The sequence below is a fragment of the Haemophilus parainfluenzae genome, assembly GCF_900450995.1.
Lineage (GTDB): Bacteria > Pseudomonadota > Gammaproteobacteria > Enterobacterales > Pasteurellaceae > Haemophilus_D > Haemophilus_D parainfluenzae_O.
Genome location: NZ_UGHY01000002.1, coordinates 38,278 through 50,784, shown reverse-complemented (window position 1 = coordinate 50,784; position 12,507 = coordinate 38,278). Strand labels below are relative to the sequence as shown.

Genomic DNA, 12,507 nt, shown 5'->3' with positions numbered 1-12,507 from the left:
TTAGACTGTTATTTAAAGGATTGTTTTCGATATTGTATCGGACTCAGTCCTTTTAATTTTAGTTGAATCCGTCGATGATTATAGTAATCCAAATAATCTCTGACAGCATCAACTATCTCCTCTCTTCTTTTGTTTTAAATTCCCGACCATAAAAACATTCCGTTTTTAATCGCCCAAAGAAACTTTCCATTGCGGCGTTATCTAAGCAATTCCCTTTTCTCGACATACTTTGAATGATGCCATGTTCAGCCAAGATTCGACGATAAGCTACCATTTGATATTGCCATCCCTGGTCTGAATGCAAAATGACACCACAAGCTTTATTTAATCCTTTGACAGCTTGCATTAACATGTCCTCTACTTGCGCCCAGTTTGGGGAATAGCTGAGATTATAGGAGACTATCTCATTGTTAAATAAGTCTAAAATTGGGGATAAATAGACTTTACTCCCATCTTTCGTCTTAAACTCTGTGATATCGGTCACCCATTTTTGTTTCGGGGCCGTTGCACTAAAATCGCGTTCAAGATGATTCGGTGCAATCCCCCTATCGTGCCTCGATAGGTCGTCAATTTCTTGCTTTTTCTTGACTGCACTTGAAGCCCAAGTGTCTGCATTAAACGTTGAACTTTTTTATGATTCACGCCTGGCAAGCTGGCATGAACTCGTCGGTAGCCATAATCAGGATGATTGGCTTTGATGCGTTTAATGGCCTTTTTCAGCTGCTCATCCTTATCCGGTTTAATCTGAAGTTTAGCAAAAAACGTACTACGCGCTAACTGTGCAAAACCTAAAAGCCATTTTAACGGATAGCGTGTTCTTAACCTTTGGATAATTTCCGTTGCTCGGCTTCGTCCTGAAGTCTGAGCCTTCTCAACTCCTTTAGGTAGGCCACCTCCGCTTCAAGTTGTAAAATTCTCAGGCGTAAACGGTCTTCTTCAGTTTTGGGTGGCGGTGGCATTTTTGCATATTTGGGTTTCATCGGCGGTCGTCCTGATGGTTTACGGGGAATAAGTCCTTTTATGCCACTTTTTTCAAACCGTTTCAACCATGTCCCGACTAAGGCGTTGGAAGGAATATTGTAAAAACGCGCAGCTTCTCTAATACTCATTTTTCCATTCAAAATAGGTTGGAGAGCCTGTAATTTAAATTCGATTGTGTAGTGTTTACCCATAAAAAAATCTGCACCTCAATTGTTGGTTTGTTGAGTCCAACTTTTGGGGTGCAGATCAAAATGACCGCACTTTAACGTGCGGTTTTTTATTCGTAATCTAATTCACCCACTAATTCATCGATAGCTTTGGCAAGTAACGTTCGGTCATGACGATAGCTGATATCATCTGCATTCAAGCGTTTAGCCAAGATTTTAACGGGAGAAATCGCAGACAAATCGACCGCACTTTGTTCACGATAAGGGGTTATAGTACCATCAATAACGGATTTGCCGACGATTTCATTAATTTTCTGAATACGATCAGCCAGTGAAAGCTGAGAGGCAGCGCCAATTTCTACCCCTAAATTATCAATAAAAATTACTTTCGCTTTGCTATTACGCAGGGCAGTCGCTAATTCAGGTAATAATAATGGTGGCATAATGCTCGTCATGAAACTCCCTGGACCAAGTAAAATGACTTCTGCTTGCTCCAATGCTTGGATGGCTTCTTGTGCGGCTTTAACCATAGGCACTAAGAAAAGTGATCGGGGTAATTCTGTTAAATTATCAATGCTCACTTCACCTACAATGCTGGAGCCTGAACCTAAACTCGCGGCAAGATGAACAGGTTCTTCTGACATGGGAATAATATGAGATTTTACTTTGAGTAATTCACGAATTAAGTTAATGGCTTCAATAGGGCGAATATGCATATCTTCTAAGGCTTTGAGCATTAAATTACCTAAATTATGCCCAGAAAGTTCACCTTCGCCAGTAAAGCGGTATTCAAATAATGCGGAGGCTGTGCTTGGCTCAATGATGATTTGGTTTAAGCAATTACGCAGATCGCCCCATGCGATACCACCTTGTTCTTGGCGAATGCGACCCGTTGAACCGCCGTTATCTGTGGTGGTGACAATACCGGTTAAACGCTCTTTCATAAAACTAAGCGCCGATAATACACGTCCTAATCCATGACCACCACCAATGGCAACAATATGTTTGATTTCGTCTAAATGTTCATGACGGCTGTGACGAGATAAATCAGACATTTTTCTTCCTTTTTTACCTATAAATTATTATAAAAAATAATGTTATATATTTTTTTATATAGGTTAATTCTGTTATTTTTATCAATATAGTCGGGTTATTCTACCAAATTATTGCTATTAACCGCTTGCTTTTATTACAATACCAGCACAATTTATTTTTAACGCATAACTCCGAGCTTGTTTAGCCTAAGTTTCACAAGAAATACGGTGGCAAGCCAATAACGCGGTATGTTATTCAGGGATACGCTGGAAACGGTTTATCCTCTCCATATTTAGAAAGGTGTAAAATGCAATCCATTCCTATCAAGAACGTAGGAGAGTCTCGCTTAGTCGATCCTTTCCAACGCCAATATTACTATCTACGACTGTCGATTACCGATCAGTGTAATTTTCGTTGTACCTATTGTTTACCTGATGGTTATCAACCCGAAGCTAACAAACCAAGTTTCTTAACCTTAAAAGAAATTACCCATCTTGCTCAAGCGTTTGCTGAAATGGGCACTGAAAAAATCCGTTTAACGGGTGGCGAACCGACTTTACGCAAAGATTTTATTTCTATTGCTGAAAGCATTGCTAATATTGATGGCATTCGTCAATTAGCTGTCACGACAAATGGCTATCGCATGGCAAAAGATGTGGCTGATTGGAGAAAAGCAGGGATTACGTCCATTAACGTCAGTGTTGATAGCTTAGATCCAAAAATGTTCCACCAAATTACGGGTATCAATAAATTTGATGACGTGATGCGTGGTATCGATCGTGCATTTGAAGTAGGCTACAACAAAGTCAAAGTCAATTCAGTTTTGATGAAAAATTTGAATGACAAAGAGTTTGAGCAATTCCTTGTATGGGTGAAAGATCGCCCAATTCAAATGCGCTTTATCGAACTCATGCAAACGGGCGAAATGGATAGTTTCTTTGATAAATTCCATCTTTCAGGACAAGTATTAGCGGATAAATTGCTAAAAAATGGTTGGACATTACAGCATAAATCCCATACAGATGGCCCTGCAAAAGTCTTCACACATCCTGATTATGCAGGCGAAATTGGTTTAATCATGCCTTATGAAAAGAATTTCTGCGCAAGCTGTAATCGTCTTAGAGTATCAGCAAAGGGCAAACTTCATCTTTGTTTATTCGGTGAAGAAGGCATTGAATTACGTGATTTATTACAATCCCATGAACAGCAAGATATTTTGCAAGCACGTATTTTTGCTGCACTTCAAGGCAAACGTGAGCATCATTACTTGCATGTTGGCGATAGTGGCGTAAGAAATCATTTAGCCTCTATCGGTGGCTAAAAGAAAATAGGTGACTTTTACTGTTCACTTATTTTGCTTTCATCACACATGTAAAACATTCAATATTTTAACCGCACTTTATTTTATTATGACTACATTTACGCATATCAATTCTCAAGGCGAAGCCAATATGGTGGATGTTTCTGCAAAAGCAGAGACTGTTCGTGAAGCTCGTGCTGAAGCCATTGTGACCATGTCAAAAGAAACCCTTTCTATGATCGTGGAAGGCAAACATCATAAAGGCGATGTATTTGCTACAGCACGTATTGCGGGTATTCAAGCGGCAAAACGTACTTGGGAACTTATCCCACTTTGCCATCCCTTATTACTTTCTAAAGTAGAAGTAAATTTAGAACCGTTACTTGAAACCAATCAAGTTCGTATTCAATCTCTTTGTAAATTAACCGGAAAAACCGGCGTAGAAATGGAAGCATTAACGGCAGCAAGCGTAGCAGCCTTAACCATTTACGATATGTGTAAAGCCGTACAAAAAGACATTGTAATTGAGCACGTTCGCCTCTTAGAAAAGAGCGGTGGAAAATCCGGTCATTTTATTGCAGAGGAAAAATAAGATGTTAAATGTTTTATTTTTTGCTCAAACTCGAGAATTAATCGGGGAAGATTCTATTCAGCTTGAAGGCGATTTTGCAACAGCGGAAGCGGTGCGTGAACATCTTGCTCAAAAAGGTGATAGATGGGCGTTAGCGTTAGAAAAAGGGAAGCTTTTAGTCGCCATTAATCAAACCTTGATGCCATTAGAAAGTGCGGTCAAAAATGGTGATGAAATTGCGTTTTTCCCACCTGTAACAGGGGGATAAATGACGGATATTCAAATTTCAGTACAAGAACAACCTTTCGATCAAAATGCCGTTTACCACTGGCTTTCTGAACAACATTCAGTTGGCGCAACGGTTATTTTCGTGGGTAAAGTACGCGATCTTAATTTAGGTGATGAGGTATCCAGCTTATACTTAGAACATTATCCCGCAATGACAGAAAAAGCCTTACGTGAAATTGTAGAACAAGCAAAAGCCCGTTGGGATATTCAGCGAGTGTCTGTGATTCATCGTGTTGGACTTTTACAGACTGGTGATGAAATTGTTTTAGTCGGCATCAGTTCTGCTCACCGAGGTGATGCCTACCATGCTAATGAATTTATTATGGACTTCTTAAAATCCAAAGCGCCGTTCTGGAAAAAAGAACAAACCAATCAAGGTGAACGTTGGATTGAAGCAAGAGAAAGCGATAAAGAAGCGTTAGAGAAGTGGTAATGACAAAGTGCGGTTAAACTTAACCGCACTTTTGCTTTTTATGAATTACAGCACTTTCACAATACTTTCACACAAATAACGAATATTGTCTTCAGTGATACCTGCCACATTGATACGACCAGAACGAACAGCGTAAATGGCAAATTCTTCTTTTAAACGATCCACTTGTTCAGGTGATAAGCCACTGAAAGAGAACATACCATTTTGTTCCATAATAAAGCTGAAATCTTGTTTTGCACCATATTCTTTTAATAACTGAACGAATAAATGACGCATTTTTTTGATGCGTTCACGCATTTCAGTTAATTCATTTTCCCATTCTTGACGAAGTTGTGCATCATTTAATACGGTCGCTACGGTCGCTCCACCGTGAGATGCTGGGTTAGAGTAGAGTGTACGAATAATTGACTTCACTTGTGTTAATGCAGTTGAAGCAATTTCTGCATTTTCAGCCACAAGGGTAAAGGCACCTACACGCTCATTGTATAAACCAAAGTTTTTAGAGAATGAACTCGCGACTAATAATTCTTTATGATTTGCCGCAAATGCACGTAAACCGTAAGCATCTTGGTCTAAGCCATTTGCTAAACCTTGATAAGCAAAGTCAAAGAGTGGTAGCCAGCCATTTTTTGCTGAAAGCGCAGCTAATTCTTGCCATTGTTCAGGAGTTGGGTCAATACCAGTTGGGTTGTGGCAGCAACCGTGTAAAAGCACGACATCGCCTTCGCTTGCTTGGCTTAAATCTTCAAGTAAATGTTCCCAGTCAAGGGCTTTGCGTTCAGCATCATAATAACGATATTCACGAATCGTCATGCCCACCGCATTGAAAATGGCATTGTGGTTTGGCCATGTTGGCGTACTAATCCACACATTTTGAGCTTTGGTTTGGCGTTTAATGAATTCTGCCGCAATGCGTAATGCACCTGTGCCACCTAAGCTTTGCGCAGTTCTTGCGCGGTTTGCTTTAATGACTTCTGAATCTTTACCGAAAAGAAGCTCTTTTGTGCGTTCGTTGTAATCGGCAATACCATCGATAGTCAGATAGTTTTTCGTTTTTTCGTTATCAAATAAGCGTTTCTCTGCTTCTTTCACTGCACGCATAATCGGTGTTGTACCTTGTGCATCTTTATAAACGCCAATACCTAAATTGATTTTATTTTCACGGGTTTCAGATTTGAATGCTTCGCCTAAGCCTAAGATAGGATCGGCCGGAGCCGCTTTGATATGTTCAAACATAGCTTTTCCTTATGTATGTGTTGTGAGATAAGCAATTTTATACTTCAGCCGATAGATTTTATCAAGAAGAACCTGATAAAAATCAACCGCACTTTGATGTTTTTAGATATTCATCAAAAAAGTGCGGTTGTTTTTTTCGATTATTTTAATTTCTCAATAGCCCAATTTAAACCAGATTGATAGTCTTCAGGGAGTTCGTGACGAAGTTTTTCAAGCTGTTGAATAATGATCGTTTTATCAGGATGCATAATATTGATATGACCTAATTTTCTACCTGGACGAACTTCCTTACCATACCAATGTAATTGGGCGAAAGGCGTGTTCAACCATTGTGGATTATGTTCTGTACCAATTAAATTGACCATGACACTCGGTGCAATGGGTTGTAATGATGGAGTGGGTAAATCTAGTAAAGCTCGTAGATGCAATTCAAATTGACTAATCGCACAGCCTAATTGTGTCCAATGGCCACTGTTATGTACTCGAGGAGCGAGTTCATTAATTAATAATTTATCCCCCGCCACAAAACATTCCATTGCCATTACACCCACATATTCAAGCTTATCCATAATTTTTCCGAGCATAGATTCAGCCTGAATTTGTTGGCTTTGTTGTTGAGGGAATGAAACATCTGTCACACTGTAACGTAAAATGCCATTTTGCTGCAGATTATGCGTCACAGGATAGAAACGTTTTTCACCATTTTTAAATCTTGCGCCTACAATAGACACTTCATAATCAAAAGGAATAAATTTTTCCGCGATGACTTCACCGAATAAATCGTCCGTAATATCACGTTGATTATTTTCAGTGATAATCCATTGGCCGCGACCGTCATAACCACCGGTGCGACGTTTTACCACAACTTTTTCGCCCACATTTTTAAATACTTCAGACCATTGCGTTTTATCTTCTAATAAACACCATGGCGAGGTAGAGAGATTGAGTTCATCCAGTAAAGATTTTTGAGTAAAGCGATCAGCCAATAAGCCAAAAACATTCTGATTAACGAAATTCTTATGATGACCTAATAATTCGGTTAAAGGTGTTTTTTCCCAACGTTCAATTTCTGCGGTGATGATGGCATCTTTAGGTAAATCAAATACGGGCGCATTGAACTCAAGCGGTTGAACGTGAATATCTAAGGGGGCGCCTGCATAACGTAACATTCTGCCGAGTTGACCATTACCAAGCACATAAACAGTAGGATATAGGGTAGAGTTTTGCATAAAATTTCTCATCAAATCTAGCTAAAAAAACAACCGCACTTTAAAAAGTGCGGTCAAATTTAAAAGTGTTTTATGTACGTGGATCAGGATTATCCAATACCATATTAGTTTGATTTTCGCGGAATACTTGTAGGCGAGCGAATAACGCATTATCCCAACCTGCAAGAATTTGTGCGGCGAGTAATCCTGCATTAGCAGCACCAGCAGGGCCAATCGCTAACGTACCGACAGGAATGCCTTTCGGCATTTGCACGATAGAATAGAGACTATCAACACCGCTTAACATAGAGCTTTTAACAGGGACGCCTAATACGGGCACAAGCGTTTTAGCCGCAATCATACCGGGTAAATGAGCAGCGCCACCAGCACCTGCAATAATTACTTTGTAACCATTTTTTTGTGCATTTTCGGCAAATTCAAACAGCTTGTCGGGGGTACGATGTGCGGAAACGACTTCAACATGATATGCCACATTGAGTTCATCTAAAATTTGAGTGGCTTCTTGCATGGTTGCCCAATCGCTTTTTGAGCCCATCACAATAGCAATTTGTGCGGTATTTGACATATTTTTAAAAATTTATCTGATAAAAAACGATGCGTAGAATAGCATATTTACCTACTTTTAAGCAAACGTTTGCTATGTGGTAAAAACTGAAAATTCCATTGCAAGTTTTGTCATAAAATCTTATCCTAATACGAGTTTTTTTCTTAGAAATAGAGCCGATTATGTTAGCTAAAGCGAAATATAGAAAAGATTACAAACAACCTGATTTTACAGTTACGGATATTTTCCTTGATTTTCAATTGGATCCTAGCCATACCGTTGTTACAGCAAAGACAACCTTCCAACGTTTAAATGATGAAGCAACCCATCTACGATTAGATGGTCATGGCTTCCAATTTGCTTCCATTAAATTCAATGGCGAAGATTTCAAACATTATCATCAAGACCATGAAAGTTTAACGTTAGATTTAAGTAATCAAAGTGCGGTCAATTTTGAACTTGAAATTGTGACGAATCTAGAGCCTGCACAAAACACCTCTTTACAAGGGCTTTATCAATCTGGTGAGGGTATTTGTACACAATGTGAAGCAGAAGGTTTCCGTCAAATCACTTATATGCTTGATCGCCCTGATGTATTGGCGCGCTATACAACCAAAATTACCGCAGATAAGACTAAATATCCTTACTTACTTTCTAATGGTAACCGTATTGCAAGTGGTGAATTGGAGGATGGTCGTCATTGGGTTGAGTGGAATGACCCATTCCCGAAACCAAGCTATTTATTCGCTTTAGTGGCGGGCGATTTTGATTTATTACAAGATACCTTTACGACAAAAAGTGGTCGTGAAGTAGCCTTAGAGCTTTATGTTGACCGTGGAAATCTTGATCGTGCCTCTTGGGCAATGGAAAGTCTGAAAAAAGCCATGAAATGGGATGAAGACCGTTTCAATTTAGAATATGACTTAGATATTTACATGATTGTTGCTGTGGACTTCTTCAATATGGGCGCCATGGAAAATAAAGGGTTGAATATTTTTAACTCTAAATTTGTGTTGGCAAACCCACAAACAGCAACCGATGATGATTATCTCGCCATTGAGAGCGTGATTGCACATGAATATTTCCATAATTGGACGGGAAACCGTGTAACTTGCCGTGATTGGTTCCAATTAAGTTTGAAGGAAGGTTTAACGGTTTTCCGTGATCAAGAATTTTCATCAGACACCGGTTCTCGAGCAGTCAATCGTATTAATAACGTGAAATTCTTACGTACGGTGCAATTTGCCGAAGATGCAAGCCCAATGTCACACCCAATTCGCCCTGAAAAAGTCATTGAAATGAATAACTTCTATACCGTGACTGTATATGAAAAAGGGGCAGAGGTGATTCGTATGTTGCACACCTTATTAGGTGAACAAGGTTTCCAAAAAGGGATGCAACTCTATATTGCTGAAAACGATGGTAAAGCGGCAACCTGTGAAGATTTTGTTTCTGCAATGGAACGTGCAAATGACGTTGATTTAGCACAATTCCGTCGTTGGTATAGCCAATCAGGTACACCAGAATTATTGATTAGCGATGCCTATGATGAACAAACCCATACTTATCGTTTAACCGTTTCGCAATCTACGCCGCCAACTGCGGATCAAATGGAAAAAGTAAATTTACATATTCCATTAAAAATTGCGCTTTATGATGCCAAAGGCACGAAACAAATGTTACAGCATAACGGTGAGTTGTTAAGCGATGTGTTAAATGTAACAGAAAAAGACCAAGTGTTTGAATTCCATGGTATTTATGGTCGCCCAACTCCTGCGTTATTATGTGATTTCTCTGCACCGGTGAAGCTCGATTATGATTACACCACAGAGCAGTTATTAGGTTTACTTAAATTCGCTGATAACCAATTTGCTCGTTGGGATGCGGCACAAATGCTGTTTACTCAAGAATTACGTCGTAATGTGGCGCATTTCCAACAAGGTGAAGCTTTTGACATTTCGCCTGATATTTTGACCGCACTTGCCCATGTATTGGAAAATTACGAACAGGATATCGAATTAGCCACATTAATCCTGACCTTGCCAAAAGACATTGAGTTTGCTGAAAACTTCAAAACAATTGATCCAGATGGCATTTCTGCTGCAAGAGAATTTATGTTGGTACAAATCGCAGAATACTTGAAAGAAGATTTGCTACGTATTTATACACATATTCGTCTTGAAAATTATCAAGTGACTCAAGAAGATATTGCTTTACGAGCAATGCGTAATCTTTGTTTAAGTTATTTGGCTTACACCAATTTAGGCAATAATGTAGTGCAAAAACATTACAATAATGCCAATAATATGACGGATACTTTAGCGGCATTAAATATGGCGACCAAAGCTGCGTTACCTTGTCGTGATACCTTGTTGACCGATTTTGAACAAAAATGGCAACATGATGGTTTAGTCATGGATAAATGGTTTGCTTTACAAGCAACTCGCCCAGATGAAAACGTATTGGAAATTGTACAAGTGTTAATGGATCACCCAAGTTTTAACTTCAACAATCCAAACCGTTTACGTTCATTAGTGGGTAGCTTTGCAAATCACAACTTAAAAGCTTTCCATCATATTAGTGGTTCTGGCTATCGCTTCTTAACGGATGTCTTAATTCGTTTAAATGAAAGCAATCCACAAGTAGCTGCGCGTTTAATTGAGCCATTAATTCGTTTCTCACGTTTTGATGCACAACGTCAAACACTAATGAAACGAGCCTTAGAACGTTTAAGTGCAGTTGAAGATCTCTCAAAAGATTTATTTGAGAAGATTGAAAAAGCCTTGCAATAAAATAAAAAGTGCGGTTAATTTTGACCGCACTTTCCATTTACAGTGAACTATCCTGAGAGATAAACGAGTATGTATTCTTTGATCCGTAAAGCCATCTTTTCCCTTGATCCTGAAACCGCCCATGATTTAGTGATTAAATCATTGCATTTAGCGGGTAAATCACCTTTTCAATTTTTATTGAATCAACTTTTGGCTTGTCCACAAGGTACGCCTAAGCAAGTAATGGGCATTACGTTTAAAAATCCTATTGGGTTAGCGGCGGGAGCAGATAAAAATGCCGAAGCGATTGATGGATTTGGTGCGATGGGATTTGGTTTTATTGAAGTCGGTACGGTTACGCCTTTAGCGCAAGAGGGGAATGCGAAACCTCGTCAATTCCGTTTAGTTGAAGCGGAAGGGATTATTAACCGTAATGGATTCAATAATTATGGCATTGATTATGTGGTCGAGAATGTTAAAAAGGCAAAATTTGATGGCGTAATTGGATTAATATTGGTAAAAATAAAATCACGCCGCTTGAAAAGGGGAAAGATGATTACCTATTTTGCCTAAACAAAGCCTATAACTATGCGGATTATATTACGGTAAATATTTCGTCACCGAATACACCGGATTTGCGCCAATTGCAGTATGGTGATTACTTTGATGATTTACTGCAAAGTGTAAAACAGCGTCAAAAAGTATTAGCTGAGCAATACAATAAATATGTGCCGATTGCAGTAAAAATAGCACCTGATTTATCCGAGTCCGAGCTCGTTCAAATTGCAGATACATTACTTCGTCATCAAATGGATGGAGTAATTGCGGCTAATACCACCATTTCACGCGACAACGTCACAGGTTTGAAAAATGCGGAACAACAAGGTGGCTTAAGTGGAAAACCGTTACAGCAAAAAAGTACAGAAATTATTCGAAGATTGCATCAAGAGCTGAAAGGACAAATTCCGATTATTGGTAGTGGTGGTATTGATGGTGTACAAAATGCACAAGAGAAGATTGAAGCAGGTGCAGAGTTGTTACAAGTTTATTCTGGTTTGATTTATCACGGCCCAAGCTTAGTTAAAGAATTAGTGAAAGCGATTAAATAAATGACAAAAAAATATGATTTACATTGCCATAGTACGGCTTCAGATGGTGTTTTAACGCCTACAGAGCTTCTGCAACGAGCTCATGAGCAAGGCGTCAATGTGCTTGCTTTATGTGATCACGACACCGTGATGGGTATTGATGAAGCTAAAATTGAAGCAGATAAATTAGGTATTGAGCTAATTAATGGCGTGGAAATTTCAACGAATTGGGAAGGTCGTGGCATCCATATTGTTGGATTAAATTTTGATAAAACACATCCTAAAATGACCGCACTTTTAGCCGAACAAAAATCACTGAGAGAAAAAAGAGCGGTCGAAATTGGCCATAAATTAGAAAAAGCAGGCGTCCCCAATGCCTATGAAGGCGCAAAAGCGTTAGCCAATGGGGAAGTAACTCGTGCGCATTATGCGCGTTATTTGGTACAAATCGGCAAGGTTTCAAATGATGGGCAAGCCTTTAAGCGTTATCTAGGCGGTGGCAAATCGTGTTTTGTCAAAGCTGAATGGATAGATATTCCAACAGCGATTGATACGATTCATGCGGCATGTGGCGTTGCCGTCATTGCTCATCCTATGCGCTATAACATGACAGGGAAATGGATTCGTCGACTAATTGTTGATTTTAAACAATGGGGCGGAGATGGTATGGAAGTCGCAGATAGCGGACAGACCAAAGATCAGCGTCAATATCTTGCGCGTTTAGCCAATGAATATGACTTAGCCGCCTCTTTAGGCTCGGATTTTCATTTTCCTTGTGGATGGATTGAATTAGGAAAAAATTTATTTTTACCTGAAGAGGTAAAACCGATTTGGACATTATTTGAATAATAAAGGGCGGTTAAA

General features: G+C 39.3%; 10 protein-coding genes, 2 pseudogenes and 1 riboswitch. Of the genes and pseudogenes, 7 read left to right on the top strand and 5 right to left on the bottom strand.

The window, feature by feature from the left end; genetic code table 11:
* Positions 1-8 precede the first annotated feature (8 nt).
* Together DX522_RS12010 and yvcK are read right to left on the bottom strand one after the other, a co-directional pair.
* Positions 9-1,274 (bottom strand): annotated as a pseudogene (locus DX522_RS12010) (IS3 family transposase).
* The gene (yvcK, locus tag DX522_RS00280; protein ID WP_115179411.1) at positions 1,259-2,203 is read right to left on the bottom strand and encodes a uridine diphosphate-N-acetylglucosamine-binding protein YvcK; all 945 of its coding nucleotides are present in this window, start codon (positions 2,201-2,203) and stop codon (positions 1,259-1,261) included. Before yvcK ends, DX522_RS12010 begins: the two are co-directional and overlap by 16 nt.
* A gap of 157 nt (positions 2,204-2,360) precedes the next feature.
* Positions 2,361-2,502, top strand: a riboswitch (molybdenum cofactor riboswitch).
* Between yvcK and moaA the strand changes: the two genes are divergently transcribed.
* The 4 genes from moaA (at position 2,491) to moaE (ending at position 4,775) form a co-directional block, all read left to right on the top strand.
* Complete coding sequence (gene moaA / locus DX522_RS00275) at positions 2,491-3,504, top strand: GTP 3',8-cyclase MoaA (protein WP_115180862.1); 1,014 nt, start codon at positions 2,491-2,493, stop codon at positions 3,502-3,504. (Overlaps the previous riboswitch by 12 nt.)
* 88 nt (positions 3,505-3,592) lie before the next feature.
* On the top strand, positions 3,593-4,075 hold the full coding sequence (gene moaC, locus DX522_RS00270) for a cyclic pyranopterin monophosphate synthase MoaC (RefSeq protein ID WP_005642378.1): 483 nt from the start codon (positions 3,593-3,595) through the stop codon (positions 4,073-4,075).
* 1 nt (position 4,076) lies between these two features.
* Positions 4,077-4,322: a molybdopterin synthase sulfur carrier subunit gene (moaD, locus tag DX522_RS00265; RefSeq protein ID WP_005625813.1), complete on the top strand. Its 246-nt coding sequence runs from the start codon at positions 4,077-4,079 to the stop codon at positions 4,320-4,322.
* Positions 4,323-4,775: a molybdopterin synthase catalytic subunit MoaE gene (moaE, locus tag DX522_RS00260; protein ID WP_115179410.1), complete on the top strand. Its 453-nt coding sequence runs from the start codon at positions 4,323-4,325 to the stop codon at positions 4,773-4,775.
* 45 nt (positions 4,776-4,820) lie between these two features.
* Here moaE and DX522_RS00255 read toward each other — a convergent pair whose 3' ends face one another.
* The 3 genes from DX522_RS00255 to purE all read right to left on the bottom strand — a co-directional run bounded on the left by DX522_RS00255 (position 4,821) and on the right by purE (position 7,805).
* Positions 4,821-6,011 (bottom strand): amino acid aminotransferase, encoded by a 1,191-nt coding sequence (locus tag DX522_RS00255; protein ID WP_115179409.1) that lies wholly within the window; start codon positions 6,009-6,011, stop codon positions 4,821-4,823.
* Between the two features lie 140 nt (positions 6,012-6,151).
* Positions 6,152-7,240 (bottom strand): 5-(carboxyamino)imidazole ribonucleotide synthase, encoded by a 1,089-nt coding sequence (gene purK / locus DX522_RS00245; RefSeq protein WP_115179407.1) that lies wholly within the window; start codon positions 7,238-7,240, stop codon positions 6,152-6,154.
* A 70-nt stretch (positions 7,241-7,310) separates the two neighbouring features.
* Positions 7,311-7,805, bottom strand: coding sequence for a 5-(carboxyamino)imidazole ribonucleotide mutase (gene purE / locus DX522_RS00240; RefSeq protein ID WP_049368745.1), 495 nt, complete (start codon positions 7,803-7,805; stop codon positions 7,311-7,313).
* A 161-nt stretch (positions 7,806-7,966) separates the two neighbouring features.
* On the opposite strand from purE, the gene pepN reads away from it, so the two are divergent.
* The 3 genes and pseudogenes from pepN to rnm all read left to right on the top strand — a co-directional run bounded on the left by pepN (position 7,967) and on the right by rnm (position 12,492).
* The gene (gene pepN / locus DX522_RS00235; protein WP_115179406.1) at positions 7,967-10,576 is read left to right on the top strand and encodes an aminopeptidase N; all 2,610 of its coding nucleotides are present in this window, start codon (positions 7,967-7,969) and stop codon (positions 10,574-10,576) included.
* A gap of 69 nt (positions 10,577-10,645) precedes the next feature.
* Positions 10,646-11,664, top strand: a pseudogene (gene pyrD / locus DX522_RS00230) (quinone-dependent dihydroorotate dehydrogenase).
* Positions 11,665-12,492 carry an RNase RNM gene (gene rnm / locus DX522_RS00225; RefSeq protein WP_115179405.1) on the top strand — a complete coding sequence of 276 codons (828 nt, stop codon included), beginning with the start codon at positions 11,665-11,667 and terminating at the stop codon, positions 12,490-12,492.
* Positions 12,493-12,507 lie beyond the last annotated feature (15 nt).